Annotated in this window: 28 protein-coding genes and 1 tRNA gene; 17 read left to right on the forward strand and 12 right to left on the reverse strand. The window is 59.4% G+C overall.

Annotation, left to right across the window (positions count from 1 at the left end; genetic code table 11):
• The first annotated feature begins 46 nt into the window (after positions 1-46).
• Positions 47-1,198, forward strand: coding sequence for a DUF1254 domain-containing protein (locus KQ296_RS00505; protein WP_041428623.1), 1,152 nt, complete (start codon positions 47-49; stop codon positions 1,196-1,198).
• A 24-nt stretch (positions 1,199-1,222) separates the two neighbouring features.
• Here KQ296_RS00505 and KQ296_RS00510 read toward each other — a convergent pair whose 3' ends face one another.
• Positions 1,223-2,179: an outer membrane protein gene (locus KQ296_RS00510; protein ID WP_259726281.1), complete on the reverse strand. Its 957-nt coding sequence runs from the start codon at positions 2,177-2,179 to the stop codon at positions 1,223-1,225.
• 214 nt (positions 2,180-2,393) lie between these two features.
• On the opposite strand from KQ296_RS00510, the gene KQ296_RS00515 reads away from it, so the two are divergent.
• The gene (locus KQ296_RS00515; RefSeq protein WP_011933601.1) at positions 2,394-3,437 is read left to right on the forward strand and encodes a hypothetical protein; all 1,044 of its coding nucleotides are present in this window, start codon (positions 2,394-2,396) and stop codon (positions 3,435-3,437) included.
• On the opposite strand, the gene KQ296_RS00520 is transcribed toward KQ296_RS00515, so the two are convergent.
• Positions 3,438-4,454, reverse strand: coding sequence for a helix-turn-helix transcriptional regulator (locus tag KQ296_RS00520; RefSeq protein ID WP_041428884.1), 1,017 nt, complete (start codon positions 4,452-4,454; stop codon positions 3,438-3,440).
• Positions 4,455-4,590: 136 nt separating this feature from the next.
• On the opposite strand from KQ296_RS00520, the gene KQ296_RS00525 reads away from it, so the two are divergent.
• Positions 4,591-5,322 (forward strand): sulfotransferase, encoded by a 732-nt coding sequence (locus tag KQ296_RS00525; RefSeq protein ID WP_259726282.1) that lies wholly within the window; start codon positions 4,591-4,593, stop codon positions 5,320-5,322.
• Entirely contained in the window at positions 5,297-5,614 is a 318-nt protein-coding gene (locus KQ296_RS00530; RefSeq protein WP_259726283.1) for a sulfotransferase, read from the forward strand. The genes KQ296_RS00525 and KQ296_RS00530 overlap by 26 nt, the downstream gene beginning before the upstream one ends.
• A 4-nt stretch (positions 5,615-5,618) precedes the next feature.
• Here KQ296_RS00530 and KQ296_RS00535 read toward each other — a convergent pair whose 3' ends face one another.
• Both KQ296_RS00535 and KQ296_RS00540 read right to left on the reverse strand, forming a co-directional pair.
• On the reverse strand, positions 5,619-6,548 hold the full coding sequence (locus tag KQ296_RS00535; RefSeq protein ID WP_011933597.1) for a hypothetical protein: 930 nt from the start codon (positions 6,546-6,548) through the stop codon (positions 5,619-5,621).
• Positions 6,545-7,042, reverse strand: coding sequence for a hypothetical protein (locus tag KQ296_RS00540; protein ID WP_011933596.1), 498 nt, complete (start codon positions 7,040-7,042; stop codon positions 6,545-6,547). Before KQ296_RS00540 ends, KQ296_RS00535 begins: the two co-directional genes overlap by 4 nt.
• A 45-nt stretch (positions 7,043-7,087) precedes the next feature.
• Between KQ296_RS00540 and KQ296_RS00545 the strand changes: the two genes are divergently transcribed.
• The 3 genes from KQ296_RS00545 (at position 7,088) to KQ296_RS00555 (ending at position 10,307) form a co-directional block, all read left to right on the forward strand.
• Positions 7,088-7,453, forward strand: a complete 366-nt coding sequence (locus KQ296_RS00545) for a hypothetical protein (RefSeq protein WP_011933595.1) — start codon at positions 7,088-7,090, stop codon at positions 7,451-7,453.
• Positions 7,440-7,718, forward strand: a complete 279-nt coding sequence (locus KQ296_RS00550) for a hypothetical protein (protein ID WP_011933594.1) — start codon at positions 7,440-7,442, stop codon at positions 7,716-7,718. The genes KQ296_RS00545 and KQ296_RS00550 overlap by 14 nt, the downstream gene beginning before the upstream one ends.
• An 87-nt stretch (positions 7,719-7,805) precedes the next feature.
• The gene (locus tag KQ296_RS00555; RefSeq protein WP_011933593.1) at positions 7,806-10,307 is read left to right on the forward strand and encodes a GH116 family glycosyl hydrolase; all 2,502 of its coding nucleotides are present in this window, start codon (positions 7,806-7,808) and stop codon (positions 10,305-10,307) included.
• Here KQ296_RS00555 and KQ296_RS00560 read toward each other — a convergent pair whose 3' ends face one another.
• Positions 10,308-10,787, reverse strand: a complete 480-nt coding sequence (locus KQ296_RS00560) for an ureidoglycolate lyase (RefSeq protein ID WP_011933592.1) — start codon at positions 10,785-10,787, stop codon at positions 10,308-10,310.
• 24 nt (positions 10,788-10,811) lie between these two features.
• Between KQ296_RS00560 and KQ296_RS00565 the strand changes: the two genes are divergently transcribed.
• A complete protein-coding gene (locus KQ296_RS00565) occupies positions 10,812-11,312 on the forward strand; it encodes a DUF3122 domain-containing protein (protein WP_011933591.1) in 501 nt (166 codons plus the stop codon).
• On the forward strand, positions 11,309-12,427 hold the full coding sequence (ribD, locus tag KQ296_RS00570; RefSeq protein ID WP_011933590.1) for a bifunctional diaminohydroxyphosphoribosylaminopyrimidine deaminase/5-amino-6-(5-phosphoribosylamino)uracil reductase RibD: 1,119 nt from the start codon (positions 11,309-11,311) through the stop codon (positions 12,425-12,427). The genes KQ296_RS00565 and ribD overlap by 4 nt, the downstream gene beginning before the upstream one ends.
• Here ribD and KQ296_RS00575 read toward each other — a convergent pair.
• Positions 12,402-13,127 carry a potassium channel family protein gene (locus KQ296_RS00575; RefSeq protein WP_011933589.1) on the reverse strand — a complete coding sequence of 242 codons (726 nt, stop codon included), beginning with the start codon at positions 13,125-13,127 and terminating at the stop codon, positions 12,402-12,404. The two genes, ribD and KQ296_RS00575, sit on opposite strands and share 26 nt — an antisense overlap.
• A 49-nt stretch (positions 13,128-13,176) precedes the next feature.
• A complete protein-coding gene (locus KQ296_RS00580) occupies positions 13,177-13,923 on the reverse strand; it encodes a potassium channel family protein (RefSeq protein ID WP_011933588.1) in 747 nt (248 codons plus the stop codon).
• A 150-nt stretch (positions 13,924-14,073) separates the two neighbouring features.
• On the opposite strand from KQ296_RS00580, the gene ftsH reads away from it, so the two are divergent.
• Genes ftsH through KQ296_RS00595 form a run of 3 tightly spaced genes read left to right on the forward strand, consistent with a single transcriptional unit; the run spans position 14,074 to position 17,708 of the window.
• Positions 14,074-15,951 (forward strand): ATP-dependent zinc metalloprotease FtsH, encoded by a 1,878-nt coding sequence (gene ftsH, locus KQ296_RS00585; protein ID WP_011933587.1) that lies wholly within the window; start codon positions 14,074-14,076, stop codon positions 15,949-15,951.
• 52 nt (positions 15,952-16,003) lie between these two features.
• Entirely contained in the window at positions 16,004-16,960 is a 957-nt protein-coding gene (gene argF / locus KQ296_RS00590) for an ornithine carbamoyltransferase (protein WP_011933586.1), read from the forward strand.
• A gap of 4 nt (positions 16,961-16,964) precedes the next feature.
• Positions 16,965-17,708, forward strand: a complete 744-nt coding sequence (locus KQ296_RS00595) for a carboxylesterase (protein ID WP_011933585.1) — start codon at positions 16,965-16,967, stop codon at positions 17,706-17,708.
• Between the two features lie 453 nt (positions 17,709-18,161).
• Here KQ296_RS00595 and KQ296_RS00600 read toward each other — a convergent pair whose 3' ends face one another.
• From KQ296_RS00600 to KQ296_RS00610, 3 genes are all read right to left on the reverse strand, one after another.
• Positions 18,162-19,154 carry a hypothetical protein gene (locus KQ296_RS00600; protein WP_011933584.1) on the reverse strand — a complete coding sequence of 331 codons (993 nt, stop codon included), beginning with the start codon at positions 19,152-19,154 and terminating at the stop codon, positions 18,162-18,164.
• Positions 19,155-19,167: 13 nt separating this feature from the next.
• A complete protein-coding gene (locus tag KQ296_RS00605; RefSeq protein ID WP_041428619.1) occupies positions 19,168-19,413 on the reverse strand; it encodes a hypothetical protein in 246 nt (81 codons plus the stop codon).
• A 67-nt stretch (positions 19,414-19,480) separates the two neighbouring features.
• Positions 19,481-19,822, reverse strand: coding sequence for a YbjQ family protein (locus KQ296_RS00610; RefSeq protein WP_011933582.1), 342 nt, complete (start codon positions 19,820-19,822; stop codon positions 19,481-19,483).
• Between the two features lie 44 nt (positions 19,823-19,866).
• On the opposite strand from KQ296_RS00610, the gene KQ296_RS00615 reads away from it, so the two are divergent.
• The 5 genes from KQ296_RS00615 (at position 19,867) to KQ296_RS00635 (ending at position 21,604) form a co-directional block, all read left to right on the forward strand.
• On the forward strand, positions 19,867-20,088 hold the full coding sequence (locus KQ296_RS00615) for a hypothetical protein (RefSeq protein ID WP_011933581.1): 222 nt from the start codon (positions 19,867-19,869) through the stop codon (positions 20,086-20,088).
• Positions 20,085-20,342 carry a hypothetical protein gene (locus KQ296_RS00620; protein WP_011933580.1) on the forward strand — a complete coding sequence of 86 codons (258 nt, stop codon included), beginning with the start codon at positions 20,085-20,087 and terminating at the stop codon, positions 20,340-20,342. The genes KQ296_RS00615 and KQ296_RS00620 overlap by 4 nt, the downstream gene beginning before the upstream one ends.
• A gap of 8 nt (positions 20,343-20,350) precedes the next feature.
• Complete coding sequence (locus KQ296_RS00625; protein WP_011933579.1) at positions 20,351-20,779, forward strand: hypothetical protein; 429 nt, start codon at positions 20,351-20,353, stop codon at positions 20,777-20,779.
• A gap of 53 nt (positions 20,780-20,832) precedes the next feature.
• Entirely contained in the window at positions 20,833-21,456 is a 624-nt protein-coding gene (lexA, locus tag KQ296_RS00630; protein ID WP_011933578.1) for a transcriptional repressor LexA, read from the forward strand.
• Between the two features lie 75 nt (positions 21,457-21,531).
• Positions 21,532-21,604 (forward strand) — tRNA-Ala (locus tag KQ296_RS00635).
• A gap of 189 nt (positions 21,605-21,793) precedes the next feature.
• Here KQ296_RS00635 and KQ296_RS00640 read toward each other — a convergent pair.
• Both KQ296_RS00640 and KQ296_RS00645 read right to left on the reverse strand, forming a co-directional pair.
• On the reverse strand, positions 21,794-22,111 hold the full coding sequence (locus KQ296_RS00640) for a hypothetical protein (protein ID WP_011933577.1): 318 nt from the start codon (positions 22,109-22,111) through the stop codon (positions 21,794-21,796).
• 75 nt (positions 22,112-22,186) lie between these two features.
• The coding region (locus KQ296_RS00645) for a hypothetical protein (RefSeq protein WP_259726284.1) at positions 22,187-22,466 on the reverse strand (280 nt) is incomplete at its 5' end.

The raw sequence follows: 22,466 nt of genomic DNA on the forward strand, positions 1-22,466 counted from the left end.
TCATTGCTTTGATATGCATCTTTAAGTTTTTCGTCGCCTTGAATTCATGATCAAAAATTTCCCCAATTCCGCTGCTGCGGCCCTACTTGGCGTCGCTCTGATCGCTGGTGGATGCGCTCAGACCAAAGCTCCCGATGCATCCTCTGATGCACAATCTGATGCAACAGCAAAAGCATCATCTCCATCGCAAGTGCCCAAGCCGGGGGATTGCCCGAAGCCTGCCGTTGAGATCCAAAGTGAAGAGGTTGTGCCCGTTACCAAGGCCAACTACGCCGCAGCAGAAACCCAAACCGTGATGGCCGCTTATGTGGGCAAAATTGCCAAGGCCACCTGCAGTGGAGGTGTGGGGGTGTTGTGGAACGACAGCAAGGCTGCTGATCCCAAGGATCGAACGGTGATCCGGATTAATTTCGATACCCTCTATTCCTGGTTGGTTCTTGATCTCAACAGCCCAGCCATGATCACATTGCCTGAAACGGGTGGTCGTTATCAGAGCGCCATGGTTGTGAATGATGAAGGGTATACCTATGTGCATCAAGATCCCGGTGAATACAAGCTCACCAAGGAGGCCGTTGGCAGTCGCTATGCAATGGTGGCCTTCCGTACCGGTGTGAACATTCAGGACCCAGCTGATGTTGCGAAGGCGCAGGCCTTGCAGGCCAAGCTTGCGGTGAAGCAGGCACAGAAAGGGACCTTCATTCAGCCCAACCAATGGAATAAGGAGCAAATGCTTGCTCTGCGCGCCGACTACAACAAGGAGCGCAACGAGAAGGGGATCCAGTCGGAGGCCTTGTATGGGCGGAAGGGAGTCGTTTCTCCTGAGCAGAACAATATGGGAGTCGCCGTTGGTATTGGTGGTCTTCCCAAAGAGGGAGCGGTTTACCTCTTCTATACACCCACATCAACCGATCCCCAGACACTCACCCTTAAAGATGTTCCCAATGGTGATAATGCCTTCTGGTCGTTGACTGTGTACGACAAGGAGGGCTTCCCCACGGGTGAGCCATTCAATTTGAACAGCGCCTTTGCGAAAACGAATGACCAAGGTGAGGTTGTTGTTCACTTTGGTGGTGATAAAAACCAAGACAACTATCTTGCAATCTATCCAGGCTGGAATGCCACCTTGCGCATCTACAAACCCAAGCCTGCCTATTTCGACGGCAGTTGGAAGCGGCCTGAATTGAAGTTAGCTCAATAGCGGGCTGATAGGCAGTGGGATGATTCAGTCAAAAAGCCAGCGCAGGCCGAGGTTGATGCCACTTTGGCTGGTGGTGTAACCGTTGCCTGAACCTCCGGCGTAGTCGAGCCCGAAATATTTGTAAGAGAGTGAGGCCTGGGCTGAGTTTCCAAGGGCGTAGGCAATGCCCGCTTGAGCGGTTCCGCTCAGATCGGTTTCACCGCTGAGACCGAAACCACCGGCATCGAGGTAGGCGAAGGCTTGCCACTCTTTGTTGAAGGCATAGGTGGCCATCATCCCAATCAAGGGCTGCACCCATGTATTGCCCCAGCTATCGCTGGCAGAGCGCTCAAGATTGCGGCTGCGCTCACGGTTCACCACAACGCCATCCACGCTGACGGTGCGATCGCGGCGGAAATCCACTTTGGTGGACAGATTGGCGTCGATCAGACGTGCTCCAGCAAATCCCACAAAGCTTGTGCTGCCCTGCTCCATATGAGGTTTTTGGATCGCACCTGCCCGATAGCGCATCGCCAGATCGACGATGGTTTGGTTGATGTCGACATCCACGTTGACTTTGATGTTGCGTTGCCGCAACACGGCGGGGAGGTCGAGTTGGTTCCTCAGGGGGTTGTTGGTTTCCCTGACGAAAGACTTTGAGGTTGAAGCCGAGTTGGCGGCATGGTTGATACCGGTGAAAACACCAAGCCGACCGTATTCAGCAGACGCCTTGAAGGTCAGCGCGCCGGTGAGTGTGTCGAAGATGCTCGATAGCGGAACGTCCGCGGTCGTGGAGTTCTCGTTGATCGTGGTGGTGGATGTGGTCTGAAGCGGTAGGAATGCGTAGAGATCGAGATACACCCGCCAGGCATCATCAAGCTCCTGCTCTTCAGCGGTCTTCTCTGCGCTCTCCTCATCGGTGGTCTGGCTCAGGACCAATGGCGCCATGGGCATCGAGCCGATCTCCGACTCTTGCGTTCGTGAGGGCATTGGCGCTGGCATGGGCTCAGCAGCAGCGCGCAATTCAGGGATTGCAATCAATGCAATTAGAGGAAGTATGAATCTGCGCATCAACTCAAAATTACAGGACTCAATTTAGGGATTCCAGGCAAGAGCGGCCTGCTCCGGTGATCCCGTTTGTGCAGACTATGGTGCTGTAAGACCCATTCCCTGAGGCCATTGATCTAAAACTCGCCGTACTTACAAAACGATCGTGATGGCGGCATTGAAGGTTTTGGCGTTCTCGCCTCTCTGCTGGCTCGTGGCAGGAGCGTTGCTGGGTCCTTCTGTCAGCGCACAGGTCACTGACCAGCCTCTCGTCGCAGATCCGGCGGATTTTGATTTCACTCCCCTGCTTCTGACCGAAGCAACCATTGCTCAGAATGGTGCGGATCAGTCTCAGCCTGGTACAGGAAATGAGCCTGTTTCTGTGACCCCTGGAGAATCGAAGGCGAAGGAAGAGGGTTCTCTTGCTAAGGCAGCACAGAACCCAATTGCGAGCTTGATCAGTCTTCCGATTCAATGGAATTCCACGCCTTCAACCCAGTGGGCTCCAAATGTCACAATCCCATCTCCTGATCCTGCTCTTCCCCCCTATCGCACCAACTTCAAGGCGAATCAAACGCAAAATGTTGTGAATGTGCAGCCTGTCATTCCCTTCAAGGTGAGTGAGGGGTTGACGCTGGTAACACGCACGATTGTTCCCTTTATCTCTCAGCCATGGGCTCGGGGTACATCCATTCAGTCGTTGGGCGATATCAATCCATCTGTCTTCTTCGTGCCAACACTGAAGGGTAATTTCACCGTTGGCGTTGGACCAACGATGGTGATTCCATCGGCAACTGACAATCGCCTTAGCTCGAAGCGTTGGAGTGCGGGGCCGACAGGTGTTCTTGTTTATACAAAGGGGCCAATTGTTGCCGGTGGTTTGATCAATAATATCTGGTCATTTTCAGGAGAAGCTGGTCGCGATGTGAATAAGATGTTGATTCAACCTTTTCTGAATTACAACCTGCCGAAGGGTTGGTACCTCACTAGCTCCCCCATCATTACTGCCAACTGGAATCAAGCTGAAAACAAAGGTTGGACTGTTCCGGTCGGGGCTGGTGTTGGTCGTGTTTTCGTTTTAGGGACGCAACCTGTGAATGCATCGCTGAGTGCCTATTACAATGCAGTTAAGCCAGAGGTAGCCGGTCAAACTCTGATTGGAGATTGGACGTTCCGCGCTCAAGTTCAGTTCCTTTTCCCAACGGGAGGGTAGTCAGGTTCCATTCTCTTGCAATGTTTGGCTAGGACTTTCCTCGAACAGGTTTTGATAAGCCCTGGCAAAATGACCTCTGCTGTTAAAATTAAAGTGTTGGGCGATATCTGAAACGTTGCGAAGCGTGGCTTTGCTTCTCGCTTCTTCGCTACGCAACATCCAATTCACTTGTTCGAGGCGGATGATTTTCATCAACTCCATGGGGCCCATTGCGTAGGCGTCTTTTGTGCCTTGAATGAGAGTTCGTCTGGAACAGTACAATAATCTGCTAATATCGTCGAGATGCAATTTTTCGTTTCCGCGCTTGAAGCCAAGTTGGATCAAGTTGCTAACGAGTAGCTGGCGTTGCGTTAGTTCAAAAGGGTAAAAAGTAATGTGTTTTGAATTTGTGCAAGAGTCTAGGAATTCTTTGATGATCAAATAGCCTATTTGTTGCCGCTTGAAAAAGCTAGTGGTTGATTGTTTGATTGCGCTCTCAAGTAAAATTTTCAACTTTTCGTGTTGGCAAGGGGTAATTTGTGCGCTGTTGCAATTCATGAAATGTTCCCTTAGCTTCTCTGCGTCTCGTGGGCTTAAGATAGTGTTCAGTGCGTTAGCAGATGTGATTGCAAAATAGGTTGTTGTGTTTGCTGTAAGTTGAAAATGTGATTCCCTTAGATTTAATTTAAACCCATTAATTGAATAGTTGGGAACAGTGATCGTATGTGTTTTGTGTTCGTCGGCTATGCCTGACGCTTCCAGGCAAAAGCTCATGAAGTCGGGTCCGCGATCACCATTCAAGAGCAAGCATTGATTGCTGCTGATTGCAAGAATGATGACCGAGTTGAAATTTGTGCAGCTGAATCGGCCTGTTAATCGACCTTGGCTCAGTTGGATCGCTTCGAATGTCTTGCCGAGGTGCTTCAGGTGGGCGGCCAGTTCGCTCGCAGACTTGAATGAGGCAGACCAACTCAGAGATTGAGGGCTTGGAGCGTCTGTGGCCGGTGCGCGATGGACCTCTGCGCTGAAACTTCTCATTCCATTGGTCGACCTTATCGCTAAGTTAAGGGTCCTGAGGCCTGTGCTCGCCTGCAAAGTGTCAATTGTTTGAATGCACCCTCTTCAGCGTTGTTCCGATCAGTTTGTCGCCGGGGGATGCATCAGGCCTTCAGTCTTGGCTCAGGCGCTTCGCTTCTACAAACCGCACTGGCGTTGTGGGTTGAACGCTGTGATCCCTGTTCTCTCTGGGTTGCTGCTCGAACCTTTGGCCTGGCTCCAGACAGCTCTGTACTCCAGGCGTTTGGCGACGATTCAGCCACCTGATGATCCTGTTGTGGTGATCGGGCATTGGCGCAGCGGCACCACTTACCTGCATCAACTGCTGGCGTCCGATCCAGCTGCGGCTACGGCGAGGAATGCCTTAACGGTTGCTCCGCAGGTGGGCCTCCTTTTGAAGCCTTGGATCGTTGGCTTCTTGAATCGGATCATCAGCGCGCATCGCCCGATCGATGCGGTGCCTTGGTCGGCGCTGGATCCTCAGGAGGACGAACTCGGTTTGGTGCGGCTCACCTTGGACACCAACATGGCCGGAGTGGCGTTCCCGCGCTGTTACCCACGATGTTTTCGTCGTTATGTGCTGGCCTCCACGGCATCCTTCCGGCGTGAGCTTGCGCGGTTCACCAAGCTCACCTGGTTGCACGACGGGGATGGGAAGACCCATCTCGTGATCAAAAATTCGGCCCACACAGCACGTATTCCCCTGCTCTTGCAGTTGTATCCCAAGGCTCGTTTTGTGTTGCTCAAGCGCGATCCAATCGCGTCGATTCGCTCCCTGGTGCAGGTGAAGCAGCGCTTGGGGGGGGCTGATGGGATTTCAGGCTGTGCCCGATCAACTGCAACAGGTTGAGGAAACCGTGGCGGCCCACGCTGAGCTGATGGGCGCCTTTACGGCGGCCCGTGCCCAGATCCCACCTGGGCGGTTGGTGGAGGTGGCCTATACCGATCTGGTGGCATCGCCCATCACAACGGTGGAGAGGATTTATCGAAACCTCGGAATCGCTGGTTGGCAGCAGGCCCGAGCGGCGATTCAGGCGCGAGCGACCCAGGCGAGGTCCTATCGCCCCTCTCCTGTGCAGTTGGAAGCGGCGGCGGAGCAGCGGTTGCAGGAGCTGATCGCCCAACAACCGCCGCATTCCTGAACCGTTATTGACCAAAGGCCACTTGGCATGCGGCGTTCAGCAGTTGTGCCTCATCGGCATTGCGCGGTGTGGCGCCGTTGAGTGTCCCCTGGCGGCAGTCGGCACTGAAGCGCACCGTGCTTCCCCCCTCATTCACCTCAAACGTCACCACATCGCCCGTGGCGGTCACGCTTGGGTAATAGAGGTAGTAATCGGAGTCGGGAACCTCGATGTAGCTCACCTCATTGCTTTGCGCTGATGTCACGAGGCTGTTGATCACGCCAAAAGTGGCCAGACCAGCCAGGCCCCAGGCCGCAGCCTGACCGGGATACCACCCCCAGTTGTTGTAGTAGGAGCTTCCGTACCATCCATAGGTCCAGGGTCGGTTGTTGGTCCAGTTGTTGTTGCTGTACCAACCCTTGCCATAGCGATCCCAGTTGTTGACCACATCACGGCGGGTATCGGCCCTTGTATCGACGCGATCCGTGCGGTTGTTCTGGCGGCTGTTGGTGCGGTCCGTCCGTCCCTGCTGGCGGGCATCGATGTTGCTGCCGCGCGTGGTCTGGCGGGTATCGCGGTTGCCCTGACGGGTGCTTTGGCGTGTGCCGCTGTTGCTGCGCACTTGGCCCTGGCGCGTGCTGCGATTGCCCTGGCGGGTGCTTTGGCGGTTGCCACGGGTTGTTTGACGGGTGGTCTGACGACTGCCGCTGTAGGAGCTGAAGCCGGTTCGACCGCTGCTGCGTGAGCCACTGCTGCGCGAGCCACCACCTCTGGACCCACCACCTCTGGACCCACCACCGCGGCGTTGGCTCAGGAGCTGTTCTTGCGCGGACTCCTGATGGATGGCGTCGTCGCTGGAGAGGGCGGCCAGGCCGGCCGCGGGTTGCAGGGAGAGGAGCAGGCCGAGGCATCCTGCGATCGGTCTTGTGCAGCGGTTTCTGATGGTTTTTGTCATTGCTTGATGGCTTCCTTGAGGCGGTCACAACCGTTGTCAAAACAGGCCACATCCACGCGACCATTGGGAGCGAAGGCCATGCCCACCCGGGTTCGGCCCTGCATGGCATCACCGCTGTTGATCAGAACGTCGGCCAGGAATGAGGGGTTCTTCACGCAGAAGGCCTCATCGTTGAAGCACAACTCCTCTGTTTTGAAGTTGATCAACGCGTTCTTCACCGAGGTCCAGGGCTTGGCGTTGCTGCCCCGTCCTTCAATGCGCACGTAGGGATCCTCGATCACGCGGTAGCTCACGGTGCGGGAGCCGAACTGATGGCGGTATTCGGTGGTGTCGTCGACGTTGACCGCCTGCACGCGACAGGCAAAGGATCGATCGCCGGTTCTGCAGGTGGTGTTCAGGCTGTACAGCTCTTCGGCCATCACCACGGGTGCGCTGAGACTGCCAAGCAGGAGGGTTAGGCCTGCCAGCGCCCCAGCACAATGCTGATTGGGCATGGGTGTTGAGGGTGGCGGAGGTGTCAACGCCTCCATGACGTCACCATGACCATCGATCGTGCTGGTGGCAGCAGGTCTGCACAGTTGGGACCAGCGCGCCTGGTGGCGGTACGTTGGCGCCCAGACGTCAACACGGTTGTGGTCCAGTCTTTTGCCCTTGCTGTGGCTGTGTTGTTGCTGGTGCCGATGCCAGCGCGAGCGGTGGATGACTGCGGTTTGATCAAGCGTTTGATGAACACGCTTGGTGCGTCGATGGCGCGCAACCGCATGCTGATTGCCGCCTCTCAAGCTTCAGGGGACAACGTGCAGCAGGCTGAGGAGGCGAGTGCGCTCCTGGCGCGCCAAACCAAGGATTTTCGCGAGTTGCGGGAGGATTACGTGCGCAATCAATGCGGTGATGACTGGGATTGATTCACGGCAGCCTTCTTCGCGCCGCCAGCGTCTGCATGAATTGCTGCTGGCCTTGATCGCCCGAGAGGACGACCTCGAGCTGATGGATGGCGAGGGTCCTGCAGGACTGGCGGGCTCGGCAACAGGTGAAGGGGCCGTTGCGGCGGCCCGGTGGTTGGAGCGCAACCAGCGAGTGTTTCAGAAATATCAGGCTCTGGTGCGCACGGCAGTCACCCTTGACGCGCTGCTCGATGAAGAGCAGCGGTTGGATTCTTCTGAGGCCTAGGCCCGCCACGGTCTTGGGCTCTGCTCCTGGCGATCCCCTGGTTTCTCTGGCGATGTCTGGCAATCTGGGGCGACCTTCCGCCGGCCCATGGCTCCCCTCGGTCTGTCTGCCCTGCGCTCGCTCCTGCGCCGCAGTTCCCGGCCGCAGGCCTGGACGCCACCTGAGGCCAGTTGGAGCCGGCCGTTCGGTTTGGGCTGGGATCAGCCCTACACGGTGCGTTACGCCAGCAATCTTGATGACGGCCCCTGGCACGGCATGCCCCTGGGGGGCTTTGGTGCTGGTTGCATCGGCCGCAGCTCCCGCGGTGACTTCAACCTCTGGCACCTCGATGGTGGAGAGCACTGGTATGGAACGATCCCCGACTGCCAGTTCGCCCTGTTCGAAAGCAACGGCAGCAGCCAACGGGCCCACGCGTTGGCCGTGAAGCCCGAGGCGGATGCCTCACGCCCCAACAGCGCTGAGCCCCTGGCCGCCTGGGATTGGTATCCCGCCAGTACGCCGGAGCGCAGCACCGGCACCTACGCCGCCCGCTATCCCCTGAGCTGGACCCATTACGAGGGCGTCTACGACGCCGAGGTGAGTTGCGAGGCGTTCAGCCCGATTCTTCCAGGCGACTACCAACGCACCAGTTACCCGGTGGCCGTGTTCCGCTGGACCCTGCGCAACCCCAGCGATCAACCGTTGGATCTGTCGTTGCTGCTCAGTTGGCGCAACACCGTGGGTTGGTTCTTCAACACCGACCCCTCGGCAGAGGTGCACTTCCGCGACGACGGCAGCCCGGAGCACAACTACGCGCCGGCGATCGGCCAGGGCGAAGGACAACGCAACCGTTGGTTGGATCAAGAGGGTGTACGCGGCATCGTGCTGGAGGGCCAGCGCAGTGAGCCGATCGGCGAGGGCCAGGGTCAGTGGTGTCTGGCGGTGCCGGATGCTCTGGAGGGCGTTGAGGTGCTGCGCTGCAGCCGCTGGGACCCCACGGGCGATGGCCAGGAGCTCTGGCAATCGTTCGCTGCGGAGGGCCGCATTCCCAACAGCAACAACGATCGCTCCAGCCGTGCGGGCGAGCAGGCCAGTGCAGCGATCGCCTTGAAGTTCACCCTGGCCCCCGGGGAATCCCGAGAGATCCCGATTGCGATCAGCTGGGATCTGCCGGTCACCGCCTTCGCGACCGGTGTGCGTGATCTGCGCCGCTACACCGATTTCTTCGGAGCCGATGGTTGCAATGCTGCGGCGTTGGCAGCGGAAGCGCTGCGCGACTGGCGCCAGTGGCGTGATCAGATCGATGCCTGGCAGGCCCCGGTGCTGGCGCGTCAGGAGCTGCCGGAAGCCTTGCGTATGGCTCTGTTTAATGAGCTCTACGACCTGGCCAGTGGCGGAAGCCTCTGGACTGCGGCATCGGGCAAGGATCCCCACGGCCGCTTCGGCGTGCTCGAGTGCCTCGACTACGCCTGGTATGAAAGTTTGGATGTGCGGCTCTATGGCTCCTTTGCCCTGCTGCAGCTCTGGCCGGAGCTCGACAAGGCCGTGCTGCGCAGTTTCGCCAGAGCGATCCCGGCGGCGGATGCCACCCAGCGGCCGATCGGTTGGTATTTCACCCAGGGGCGTGGCCGCGTGGAAGCCGATCGCAAGGTGAAGGGGGCCACGCCGCACGACCTGGGGGCTCCCAATGAAGTGCCCTTTGATGCCACCAATTACACGGCGTACCAGGATTGCAATCTCTGGAAAGACCTCGCCAGTGACTTTGTGCTGCAGGTGTGGCGCACCTTCAAGCTGGCACCCACCGGCGAAGACCTCAAATTCCTGGCCGATTGCTGGCCTGCGGCGGTGCAGGCCTTGCACTATCTGAAGCGTTTTGATGTCAACAACGACGGCTTGCCCGACAACGGAGGTGCTCCTGATCAGACCTTCGACGACTGGCCGCTGAAGGGGGTGAGTGCCTACTGCGGCGCGTTGTGGATCGCTGCGCTGGAAGCCGCTCTGGCCATGGCCCAAAGGCTGCAGCAGGAGCTGGGGCTGGACACGGGCAGCGATCAGCACACCTTCAGCGCCTGGCTTGAGCAGTCGCGCAGCAACTTCGATCGTTTGCTCTGGAATGGCGAGTACTACGACATCGACGCCGAAAGCGGTACGCCCGTGGTGATGGCCGATCAGCTCTGTGGTGATTTCTATGCGCGCCTGCTGGGGCTGGAGCCGGTGGTGAGTGAGGCCAACAGCCGCAGCACGCTCAAGGCCGTGAAAGAGAGCTGCTTTGAGAAGTTCCAGGGCGGCAGCCTCGGGGTGGCCAATGGCCTGCGCCGCGATGGCACACCCCTGGATCCCAATGGCACCCACCCCTTGGAGGTGTGGACGGGCATCAACTTCGGTATTGCCAGCTACTACCGACTGATGGGCGAAGGCCAAACCGCCGAAGCGATCTGCTCAGCGGTGGTGGATCAGGTGTACAGCGGTGGTCTGCAGTTCCGCACGCCGGAGGCGATCACGGCGGTGAACACCTTCCGCGCTTGCCACTACCTGCGGGCGATGGCGATCTGGGGACTGTGGGCGACGCACACCGACTGGCAACGGATTCCGGGGGCGGAGCGGGGTTAGTCAGTTCAACGACACCTGCAAGGGGCGATCGAGCTTCAGGGTTTCGTGATCGTTCTGGTTGGTGTCGCTCAGCTCCAGATTGAAAAAAGACGCGGAGTCGGCATCAAATAAGGGTCCGGCATGCCACGTGCCCAGATGCAACTTGATGCCTTCGCCGGCGTCGATGCGCAGCAGCCAGGCCGCTGAGGCATCGAGCACAGGTCCCTCAGTGTCTGGTGGAGCCAGCAGCAGCCAGAACGGGCGTGCTTCAGCCGAACTCAGGCATTGGGTGGCGTTCATGTGGCGGGTCATCGCCGTAATCCGCAGGGGTCTGCGGGGGATGCGCATCACGTAGTAACGCAGTGTCCCGGGCCCGAAGCTGAGCTGTGCGTCCTGCTCCCCGGGCAGGGTCATGTCGTCCACCTCGCGCAGGGCCGTGCCGCAGGCGGGCAGGCGTGGGTCCAGCAGGGATCCCGCTTTCAGGGGCTGATGCTCGATCATGGGAGCACTGTTCGCGCTTGATTCATGCTCGCGTTGCGTCGTCTGCTCTGCACACTGCTGGTTGCCGTAACGCTCTTGCTGCTCACGCCCACGGCGGTGAATGCCCAGGTGCACGAACACCAGGATGAGAACGGGGCACCGATGCTGCGCAGCCTCGAAAGCCTGCGTGATCTTGATTATCAGAGTTGGCAGGCGGTGGCTTATCGCACCGGCCAGCCCGGCAACCCCGTGGTGCTGCGCATCGTGGGTTACCCCGGCAAACTGCGCCTCGAGCATCCCTCCCCCCTGCTCGTGCAGGCCGGCGTGAAGGAGTGGCAGCTCGACGACATCACCCTCGACAATCCTGCGCTGGCCACTGACGGACGGGAGGCTGCGGCGGAATTTGCGCTCGACCCCCTGCTCAACGACCTCAGCAACAACCGCCCACTCCGGCTGTTCCTTCCCGGTGTGTTCAACGAAATGCCCGTTCCCCCCTATGTGGTGGGCGAGTGGCGTGAGGTGCAGACGGAGCCTCTTGGGTCATGAGGGCGGTCGCTGATCCGGATCAGCGCTGGATTCCCTGGATGCGCCGGGCCTTGGCGCTGGCGGCCTTGGCCGACGGCCACACCAGCCCCAATCCTCTGGTGGGCGCCGTGGTGCTCGATTCCTCCGGCGTGTTGGTGGGGGAGGGGTTTCATGCTCGGGCTGGTCAACCCCATGCCGAAGTGGGGGCTTTGGCCCAGGCCGGTGCCGCCGCCCGCGGCGGCACGATCATCGTCACCCTGGAACCCTGCTGCCATCACGGCCGTACACCGCCCTGCGCCGACGCCGTGATCAAGGCAGGGATCGCTCGCGTGGTGGTGGCACTCACCGATCCCGACCCTCGCGTTGCCGGCGGCGGTTTGCAACGGCTGCGCGATGCCGGAGTGGAGGTGATCTCCGGAGTGCTTGAGGCTGAAGCGGCCCACCAGAACCTCGCCTTTGTGTACCGCGTGCGCACCGGTCGGCCCTGGGGAGTGCTCAAGTGGGCGATGAGCCTCGATGGCCGCACGGCCTTGTCCAATGGCGCCAGTCAGTGGATCAGCGGTCCCAGCGCCCGCAGCTGGGTGCACCGTTTGCGGGCCCAGTGTGATGCGGTGATTGTGGGGGGCGGCACCGTGCGCGCTGACGACCCTCTGCTCACCAGCCGGGGCTTGCGCAGCCCCGAACCGCTGCGGGTGGTGCTGAGCCGCAGCCTGGACTTGCCTGATCAGGCCCAGCTTTGGGATCAATCCGTTGCTCCCACCCTTGTGGTGCACGGCCTGGACGCGCCGGCGGGCGCAAGGAGCCGCTTGGACGCTGTCGGTGTGCAGCGGCAGGAGCTGCAGGCCTGCGAGCCCGAGGCGCTGATGGCCGTGTTGGCCCAACGGGGCTGCAATCGGGTGCTCTGGGAGTGCGGCCCGGGGCTGGCCGCTGCCGCCATCCAGCAGGGTTGTGTGCAGGACATCGCGGCGGTGATTGCACCCAAGCTGCTGGGCGGTGAGCCGGCGCGCACCCCTCTGGGGACTCTGGGCTTCCAGGCCATGAACGAGGTTCTGGAGCTGCAGGGCCTGCAGCAGCAGCGCCTTGCCGACGATCTGTTGCTGCAGGCGACCCTCAGTCCCCTTTCAGATCCGTGCTGAAGCGACCGATCAGCACGCCCATCACCACCGCCAGATAGAGGGGGCCGATGATGCTTGTGGCGATGCTCAACATTCGGGCCAGTGGCAGAACGGGATTGATGTCCCCGTAGCCCACGGTGGTGAGACACACAAAGGCGTAGTAGTTGATCTCCGCAAACGAGCTGCTCACCATCAGCACGCTGTCGGAGCTGAGTTCCATCATCGAGGCCATGGTCAGCGGCCTGAAGCTGCCGTGCTGAATCGTTTCCACAGCCCCCATCACCAGACCGGCGGTGAGGCCCAGGTGCAGATATCCCGCAGCGGCCCCCATCAGCACCCGTTCATTCACCTTGGTTTCGCTGGCCAGGGCCCGCACCAGCCGGATCACACTCCAGCCCACCAGCAGGCACCAGCTGGTGACCAGGGGGATGCCGCTGCTCTCCAGCTTCACCGGTGTGATCAGCCAGATCCACTGCGACACCACCGCGAACAGCCCCAGAGCTTGATACAGCCGGTCGCTCCAGGGGTGGGCGTTGCCGCTGCTGCCCAGCACCCGCGTGAACCAGAGAGCGATCAGGGAGTAGCAGGGAGCGCCGAGCCAGTTCAGGGGCGGAAAGGCGAAGCTGATCAGCACCAGCAGGGTGAGAGCCAGCAGTACCCGGTAATCCCGCTGGCCGGGGCCATTGCGTTGCTGCAGCAGAAAAGACGGAAAGCTCGGCACGGTCGGCGTTGGTCTTCTCGAAGTCTCACCACAGCGCGCCTGTTTGTCTTCAACGTCGATCGGGATTGTGTTGTTCCAGGCGGGTTTCGATTTCGCGGTCACCGGCGTAACGCCCGATCAGCACCCCCATCACCACCGCCAGGTAGAGCGGTCCGGCAATGCCTGTGGTGACGGCGAGCATCCTGGCTAGGGGAAGCTCGGGGTTGATGTCTCCAAAGCCAACGGTGGTGAGGCAGATGAAGGCGAAGTAATTGATCTGAGCAAACACCGGCGCTGACACAAGCACCGTGTTGTTCTGGCCTGCGGCGTTGGTGATCGGGATGTCGAGGGGTTCGAAGCTGCCTGGCTGAATGGTTTCCACTGCGCTCATCACCAGTCCTGCTGTGAGCCCGAGCAGCAGGTAGCCCGCAGCAGCCCCCATCAGCATGGCGGCGGTGACCCGCCGTTCGCTGGCCAGGCGTTCCACCAGGCGGATCACACTCCACCCCACCAGGACTCCCCAGCTCAACACCAGCGGCACGCCGCTGGTTTCCCAGCGCACCGGGGTGAGCAGCCACAGCAGCAAAGCCGACAGCGCCACGAGCCCCAGCCCTTGGTACAGGCGGTCCTGCAGGGTGAGTACTGACTTGCGGATCATCACCAACTGCGTGAGCAGCAGGGCGATGAGGGCATAGCCCAGGCTTCCCAGCCAGGTGACCCTGGGAAAGGCAAAGCTGGTCAGCACCAGCAGGCAGAGGCCCAGCAGCAGTTCATAAATCCGTTCCCTCCGTCGCTTGCGCCGCCACTCCGATCGCATCGTGTTTGGGGTTGCTCAGGCCGAGGATGGCTCGGATCGCTCGCGCAGGCGAGCCTCTGTCGCTCATCCCTCGTTCGGTTCTCCACCCAATTGATTTGGCCGAGAACGAAATGACAGCTTTAGTTTGGGTGCATCATCGGGACCCGCAACATGCCGATCCGCGAGGACGACAACCGCCCCAACCGCCGCTTTGGAATCATCAACCTGGTGTTGATCGGCTTCGGGGTGCTTCTGCTGATCAGCAGTTTCCTGCCCAACCAGGGCATGCAGCAGGTGCCTCGGGTTCCTTACTCACTGTTTATCGATCAAGTGAATGATGGCGCCGTGAAGCGCGCTTACATCACGCAGGACCAGATCCGCTACGAGCTGGCCGAAGCCGAAGAAGGTGCACCGTCTGTATTGGCGACGACGCCGATCTTCGACATGGATCTTCCTCAGCGCCTGGAGAGCAAGGGCGTGGAATTCGCAGCGGCACCGCCTAAGAAACCCAACATCTTCACCACGATCCTCAGTTGGGTGGTGCCGCCGCTGATCTTCATCTTGGTGCTGCAGTTCTTTGCCCGCCGTTCCATGGGCGCTGGCGGGGCCCAGGGAGCACTCAATTTCACCAAGAGCAAGGCCAAGGTGTACGTGCCCGATGAGCAATCCCGGGTCACCTTTGCCGACGTGGCGGGTGTGGACGAGGCCAAAGACGAACTCACCGAAATCGTCGACTTCCTCAAGACCCCTGAGCGCTATGCGGAGATCGGGGCTCGGATTCCCAAGGGTGTGCTGTTGGTTGGTCCTCCTGGAACAGGCAAAACTCTGCTTTCGAAGGCCGTCGCCGGCGAAGCCGGTGTGCCGTTTTTCATCATCAGCGGTTCAGAATTCGTTGAGCTCTTCGTGGGCGCTGGCGCTGCCAGGGTGCGCGATCTGTTTGAGCAGGCCAAAAAGAACGCACCCTGCATCATTTTCATCGATGAACTCGACGCGATCGGTAAAAGCCGTTCGGGCTCGATGGGTGTTGTCGGCGGCAACGACGAGCGCGAGCAGACCCTTAATCAGCTGCTCACTGAAATGGATGGCTTTGCCTCCAAGGACAAGCCCGTGATTGTGCTGGCGGCCACCAACCAGCCCGAGGTTCTTGATGCGGCCTTGTTGCGTCCCGGACGGTTTGATCGTCAGGTGCTCGTGGACCGTCCGGATCTGTCCGGTCGTAAGACGATCCTCGAGATCTACGCCAAAAAGGTGAAGCTGGCTGAGGGTGTGGATCTCGACCGCATCGCTCAGGCCACCAGTGGATTTGCCGGTGCCGACCTGGCCAATCTGGTGAATGAAGCGGCTCTGCTCGCTGCTCGCAACAAGCAGACCTCAGTGCAGCAAGGGGACCTCAACGAGGCGATCGAGCGTGTTGTCGCCGGTCTTGAGAAGAAGAGCCGGGTGATGCAGGACGACGAGAAGAAGGTCGTGGCCTACCACGAAGTTGGCCACGCGATCGTGGGTCACCTGATGCCCGGGGGCAGCAAGGTGGCGAAGATCTCCATCGTTCCCCGCGGCATGAGTGCCTTGGGGTACACGCTGCAACTTCCCACCGAAGAGCGCTTCCTCAATTCTCGCGAAGACCTGGAAGGACAAATCGCCACCCTCCTGGGCGGACGATCTGCTGAGGAGATTGTGTTCGGCAAAATCACCACCGGAGCGGCCAACGATCTCCAGCGGGCCACGGACATCGCCGAGCAGATGGTGGGCACTTACGGCATGAGTGACACCCTTGGGCCTCTGGCCTACGACAAACAGGGTGGTGGGCGTTTCCTTGGTGGTGGCAACAACCCGCGCCGCACGGTGAGTGATGCCACGGCCCAGGCGATCGATCGCGAAGTGCGCGCCCTGGTGGACAACGCCCATGACCAGGCTCTGGCGATCCTTCGTCAGAACATGGCGCTTCTGGAAACCATCGCCCAGAAGATCCTCGAGAAAGAAGTGATCGAAGGCGATGACCTCAAGGAGATGCTGGCGGCCAGCGTGATGCCTGAGGCCATTGCGGCCTGAGGCTTGACGGATCCACCACTTGTCCCTGATAACAGCTGTTTGAAGTCCAGCCATGGCGTCTGCCTCCACCAGTGTCGCCGCAGCTCTTACCGCGTTGGGCGGCTGCGACTTCCTTTCTTCGGCCGATGTTTCTGCCGAGCAGACTGCGGCTTTGCTCCAGTTGGCCGTTCAGCTCAAAAACGGCGACCGCCGCATTGATCTGGGCAATCGGGTGCTTGGGTTGATCTTCACCAAAGCGTCAACACGCACCCGGGTGAGCTTTCAGGTGGCGATGGCTCGCCTTGGTGGTCAAACCGTTGACCTCAATCCCCAGGTCACCCAGCTCGGTCGTGGTGAGCCTCTGGAAGACACCGCACGTGTGCTCAGCCGCTTTTGCGATGTGCTGGCGATCCGCACTTTCGCCCAGCAGGAGTTGGCGGATTACGCCCACTGGGCTTCGATTCCGGTGATCAATGCCCTTACCGATCTCGAGCACCCCTGCCAGGCCCTCGCTGATTTCCTCACGATGCAGGAGGCGTTCGGCGATCTTCAGGGTCAGACGCTGGCTTATGTGGGTGACGGCAACAACGTGGCCCACTCACTGATGCTGTGTGGAGCCCTGCTCGGCGTGAATGTGCGCATTGGTTGCCCGCAGGGATTTGAGCCACTCCCTGGGGTCGTGGACCAGGCGCGTGCGTTGTCTGTTGGCGGTGCGCAGATCAGTGTGATCACTGATCCGGTGGAGGCCGTGCGCGGTGCGCAGGCGCTCTACACCGATGTGTGGGCGTCCATGGGCCAGGAGCAGGAACAGGCCGAGCGTGAGCAGGCCTTCCAAGGTTTCTGCCTCAACGAGGATCTGTTGGCAGAGGCTGATCCCCGCGCCATCGTGTTGCACTGCCTGCCGGCACACCGCGGCGAAGAGATCAGTGCCGGTGTGATGGAGGGCCCCTCAAGCCGGATTTTCGATCAGGCCGAAAATCGTTTGCATGCCCAGCAGGCGTTGTTGGCGGCCGTTCTGGGCGGACTCTGAAGGCGTGGGCGCCTCACCCGATCCGATCGTTTTGCCCGGTGGTTCCACCACCGTGGTGTTGATTCATGGCTACACCGGATCACCTGCTGAGATGGGTCTGCTGGCCGACTCTTTGCAGCGCGAGGGCTATGGGGTGGAGTGCCCCTTGCTCGCTGGGCATGGCACCTGCCTCGAGGATCTGATGCCGGTGGATCCCGTGCAATGGCTCAATCAGCTCGACGCCGTGGTCGATCGCTTGCAGCAGCAAGGTCAGAGCGTGGTGGTGGGTGGTTTGTCGTTGGGGGCGATCCTGGCGTTGCAAGTGGCGCGGCGGCGACCGTCCATCCAAGGGGTGATCACCTGTTCACCTCCGATCATCAGCGCTGATCCCCGTGCTCTGATCGCACCGTTGCTGGCCAAGGTTCTGGCTTCGGTTCCGCGGCCCCCTGATGACTTCGTTGATCCCACCACCGCTGAGCGCATCTGGACCTACAACCGCTGGCCATCTCGCTGCAGCGTGAAGGTTCTGGAGCTGATTGCCGACACGCGCCGCCATCTGGCGGAAGTGAGGCAACCCTTGCTGGTGATGGCCAGCCGCTTGGACCGGGTGATCACGGTGCGCGGTGTGAATCGTTTGTGTGAGCGGGTCAGCTCTCGTTCTGTGCAGCTGCAGTGGTTGGAGAACAGCGGTCACCTGATCACCACAGACGCTGAATGGCGCACCGTGGCCGCTGTGACTGCTGAGTTCATCAAGTGTCTTGGGGTTTGAGTTGTAAGTTCACTTACACTCTTGAGGGCATCCTCCATCGATAGTCATGACCCAGCGATGGGAATTTAATCAACGCTTTGTTTGCAGGCTTGACGACTACTAAGGTGGTTCTCTTGCTTCAGAATTCAGGGGTCAAGGCAAGGCGCCTTTCAGTGTTTTCTGTTCAGACAAAGGGGTTTTTCTGATTTAGCTTTGTCTTGATCAATGATAGACGTGGGATGGTCTCTTTAGCTACGCACTTGAGAAAAGAGATGTTCTTGCCGTGAGGCAGAGTTGGGTTCGTCAACACGAGGGTGAAATGTCTGAGATTATTATTTGTTCACTGTCGTTTAGATTTGCTTGCTCTATTTGTATGCCTGCAGAAATGTGTGAAGCCTGGGATGCTCCCAGGCTAATCATCACGGGAGCGGCCAAACCCCTTGATCATTTTCTGTCAAGAGAGGCGTTTGAATCTTAGATTCTTCTGAGTATCGAATTAGTGACTGACTGTCTCTGGGATTGGTTTTGAGTCAAGCAAACATCACCGTTGCGGGCAATGCCAATGCCCTGACCCTGTCCGATGCGGCCATCCAACGTGATGCCCTGGGCTGGGCCGAGGGGGCGACCTTGTAAATCGAAGACTCCAATGGTGCTGCTGAACGACGACAGCCATACCTTCTCTTCGCCCACTGCCGTACCCCAGCCAACGCCGTCGATTCCCATACCGGTAAAGCCAGTGATGGCAGGCGAAAGTGGGGATCCATCGGGCCTGAGTGCCGCCAGTCCTCCGCCGATGCCGCGGATCGCCCCTGCCTGGGATCCTGGCATCCAGTTTTGACCGCTCCACATGGTTCCATCAGCGGCGAAGCTGATCCGCCCGGCGCTGTAAACACCGCCACCACTGAATTTCAAAGAAAGGGCGAAATCCTCAGGACGCCACGAGAGATACGGCAGGTAGGTCACCTCACTCTGTCGCTCCTCTGGATTGGCCGTTACCGGGGCCGGGTAGGCCTTGTCGAATAGATCGAACAATGCCCCTGCTCCCTGCCAGGGGCGGCGGGCCAGGCTCTGGGCCACGCCCAGGGTGCTCCCCATGCCGCTGCGATCAAACGTCAGCAGTTGGCTCCAGGCATCCTGTCGACTCGGCAGACCGCAGAGGGCCAGCAGATTTCCGAGCGTTCCAAGGCGTGCCAAGGTTGTGGATTGGGGGCCATTGTTGGCGTCAATCACCGTTCGCCCCCAGGTGCCGCTGCTCGTGTCCACGAAGAGCTCAACGTTGTTGGTGCAATCGAGAGCGCCATGGGAGACCCTGAGAGGTCCTTGCCCTGCAGGAACTGGGCTGCCGTCACGCTCGAGGCGATGGTTCCCAGCTCGTTGAGTACGACCCGTTGCGCCGCCGCTTCCCCAGAAGCAGCAGCTGGCTGATCGGACCGGAATGGGCGAGCAGGTAAAGCTGCTGGTCGGCATCACTGGGGAGTCCCTACTTGAAGCGTCCCTGACCATCCTTGCGGGTGCTCCCCAGCGAGATTGCTTTTTGACGGCCGTTGGCGTCCATCAGGATCACCTCAGCGTTAGGGAGCGCCTTCCCTGCAGCCAGAACCCGCCCCCTGATCGGAACGGCTTGGTTCACTTCGGCCTGCGTTGCCACTGTGCTGAGCACGGTCGCTGCCACAGCGGTTGAGAGTCCCTTGACCAGGAGTTGCACGGGGAGCTTGGCTTCATTCATGCCCACAACTTGCCACCACCAGCCGACGATGGCCTGGTCAAGTCATCGTCAGTTTCAAAAGGTCTACTCAAGCCAGGGGTACGCCTGTGCCACCTTCGAGTAACACGGCGGTGCCGCTGACGGAGACCATCATCATTCCCCCTTCACCAAACACTTCGTAATCCAAATCAACGCCAACGATCGCGTTGGCTTGCATCAGCGTTGCTCGATTTTTCATCTCTTCGATCGCGTTATCACGAGCTGTCATTAAGGCGTCTTCGTAAGCTTTCGATCGCCCTCCGATCACATCCGTGATGCTTGCCAGGATGTCTCGGAAAATATTTGCCCCAATGATGGTTTCACCAGTAACGAGCCCCCGGTAGTGAAGGATCTTCCGCCCTTCAATGGTGGGGGTCGTGGTGATCAGCATGAGGGCAGTGCTCTTTTTGTCGTGTTAGCCATCCAACGGAGGATGTGGCGGTTGGCTTGAAGATGCTTCAAGCGCGCTGCCTGAATCGGCTTAAGGTTTGGAAACTCTCTGCGCTCGTGATGGACCAGCAGGAACGGGACAACTGGAAGCAAATCATGGAAGCGTTGGAGGCCTCTGGTGACACGGAGAGCGCTTTTTACCGACGGGCGAAAGCCATCAGTGAGGGAGAGCCTGATCCGATGGCGGAGATGGAGATGCCGTCATGAGCATTGATCCCCTCGAGCGCGGACTTGAGCAGTCGTTTGAAACGGAGAAATGGGGCCGCTTCATTCGGGAGTGTGACGACCTTGAAACCCTCCGCGAAACAGCCCTGTCGCTGCTTCAGCAGCTCGCCCAGCTCAAAGCGGCCAGTTCCTGGATGGCGTCGCGGGCGTCGGAATCAGAAAACGCCAAGCTCAAAATGCTGGCAGAGCTGATCCGTCAACGGACCGAGCCCGCCCCAGACCAAGAGGTGCCTTGATGATGCGGATGTTGCGTCTTGGTGGTGCGTCCGTGCTAGCAGCGCTGGCCCTCGGGGCACCAGCTCCAGCTGAAACCTGGCAGCCTCAGACGGAATCGCCGATGTGGGCGAAAACGCGCGAACAGCTCACGCAGTCCGGCGACCTGCCGGCACGCCCCTGGCTGTTCATGGAGGGATTGCACACCCCTGCGCTGCGCGCTGCGGAGTACCTCGCTGATCCCACGCGTACGCGCATGGGGGTTGCGTTTGATGGCGCGTTGTTGATCCAGAAAAAAGATGCCGACAACTGGACGGTTCGTTTGGTGCGGATGCGTGCGCTCTGCAACCAGCAACGCTTGCAGCGTTTGTCTGCTCAGGGGGCTTGGGTGGATTACTTGGGCCGGGATGGCACCGCGGCCAAGGTTCAGTGGATCTGTGCGTTGCGGCCGCCTGGTTGAGCCCTTGCGCGATTCGCTTCGCACCGGTACACATGTATTGACGAACATTTGCATTGCCGGTGCCCGCTGGATCCCCCGAGCCGCTCACGTCTGCTCAGCAGGAGTTGTACGAATGGCTTGCTGACTACATCGGCAGCCATCACCACAGCCCCTCGATCCGTCAGATGATGCAGGCCATGGGCCTGCGTTCGCCTGCGCCGGTCCAGAGCCGGCTGCGTCACCTTCAGCAGAAAGGGTGGATCACCTGGCAGGAAGGGCAGGCACGCACGCTGCAGCTGCTCGGAGGGGTGGCGTCAGGCATTCCCGTGCTGGGCGCAGTCGCTGCAGGCGGATTGGTGGAAACCTTTGATGACGTGCAGGAGCGTCTCGATCTGGCGCCTGTGCTGGAGACCCGCGGGTTGTTTGCTCTCACGGTGAACGGCGACTCGATGGTGGATGCTCACATCGCTGATGGTGATGTGGTGCTGATGGAGCCCGTCACCGAGCCCTCCCGTTTGCGTGAGGGAACGATCGTGAGTGCACTGGTGCCTGGCAGTGGAACCACCCTCAAGCATTTCCACCGCGATGGTGCTGTGGTGCGTCTGGAGGCGGCCAATCCTGCCTATGAGCCGATTGAGCTGCCTGCTGATCAGGTGCAGGTGCAAGGAAAGCTGGCTGCCGTTTGGCGGCAGGTGTAGTGCGCAACCCTTCGCCCTCGTGGCGTTGTAAGCTTCGACACGACGGACAGACGGCTAAGGCCTTCTTGCCGGATTGGGGCCATAGCTCAGCTGGTAGAGCACCTGCATGGCATGCAGGGGGTCAGGAGTTCGAGTCTCCTTGGCTCCATTCAGAAATTCAGTCACTGACTGGGGTGAAGCGATCCATGAGGGTCGCTTTTTGTTGTTGGCGCTTGAATCTTCATCAGTGTGCCCAAAAAAGTGCCCAAACATTTGCGGCATGTTGGAGGCTCGCCGCCTTGGTCGCTTGAACGGCTTGCTCGCTTTGGAGGGGGTGGGGCTCAATATCTCTGAGCGATCAGCCGCCGAGGCGTGCGAGCTTCATGGCCTGAGCAACGGCTGCAGTGACTGCTCCCATCTGGTTGGTCTTTGTTCCCTTCTCCATCACGCGATGCAGCACCTGCAGCAACTGGGCGGTGTACTCCTTACGATCGATATCGAAGTCCTGAACGATCTGCTGGTTGGCTTCATGGATATAGAAGTCTGCTGAACGTGGTTTCAGGCCCCATTCGGTTGCTGCAAGCTTATGGCACTCCGAGCGCGTGCCGCCACGGGAGAGAATCAAGCGAATTTGATTAACGCGATGGAGTTTTTCGGCCTTGGTAATGCGTGCCATATCTTCAGTCTATTTGGTGCTCAAGGCATAAAAACCACGCCTTTCGGCAGGGCAAATCTCTTTTTTGTTGCATGTTTAGATCACACCGTCACCGTTGAAGTCAATTTGGAAGATGTCTTCAAAACCGGTGTCAGTCATTTGATCAGCGGTCTTCCAGCCGGAACCTTTGGTGATCACACCAGAGGAGTTGACATCCCAGACGTAATACCTACCATCTTTTTTTGCCGTGCCTTCTAAGAGGACTTTGAAGCCAGAACCATTGTCGACAGCTTTGGCAGCATCCCAGGAGGGATTGGAAGCATCGGAATAGGTTTTGCCGCTGCGCTTTTTGAGATCAATAGGTGAGCCATCGTTA

The sequence above is a fragment of the Synechococcus sp. CS-197 genome, assembly GCF_025128215.1.
In the GTDB taxonomy this organism is placed as follows: Bacteria; Cyanobacteriota; Cyanobacteriia; order PCC-6307; family Cyanobiaceae; genus Synechococcus_C.